The organism is Bradyrhizobium sp. NBAIM03, from assembly GCF_020194055.1.
Taxonomy (GTDB): Bacteria; Pseudomonadota; Alphaproteobacteria; order Rhizobiales; family Xanthobacteraceae; genus Bradyrhizobium; species Bradyrhizobium yuanmingense.
This window is the reverse complement of the sequence record NZ_JADYVS010000116.1, coordinates 1-481: the sequence shown is the minus strand read 5'-3', so window position 1 is coordinate 481 and position 481 is coordinate 1. Positions and strand designations below refer to the sequence as shown.

1 protein-coding gene is annotated in these 481 nt (G+C 64.4%); it reads right to left on the bottom strand.

The genetic code is table 11. The features are described 5' to 3' along the window. Nucleotides 1-410 (bottom strand): LysR family transcriptional regulator (locus I6F21_RS37650; RefSeq protein WP_225184374.1); only part of this gene is annotated, 410 nt, incomplete at its 3' end. Nucleotides 411-481 lie beyond the last annotated feature (71 nt).

Genomic DNA, 481 nt, shown 5'->3' with positions numbered 1-481 from the left:
CGGTACTCCTGCAGCGCTTCGAGCATCTGCACCGAATTGCCGGCTTCGATGCTCACGTCGATGCCGGGATGGCTCTTGCAGAAGCGATCCACGATGTCGAGCACGTAATACGGCGCCGTCGCGCCGATGCGCAGGTGCCCCGAGCCCATATCGCCGGAGTTGCGCAGGAAGAAATCGATCTCGGTTTCCTGGCGCACAAGCTGGTCCACCAGCGGCATCAGCCGCACGCCGGCATCCGACAGGGTCAGCCGTCGCCCGCCACGGTAGAACAGCTCCACGCCATAGGCCTCTTCCAGGGCGCGGATCTGCGAAGTCACGGTCGGCTGCGACAGGCCGAGCTGCTTGGCTGCCAGCGTAATGCTGCCCAGGCGGGCGACCATGAAGAACGATTTGAGCTGCGCGACGAGCATCAGCGGGTGACGTATTGAGCGCCTGGATGGCGCGGTGAATAAGCAGGCGGCTCATTCTAGCGGACGGGCCC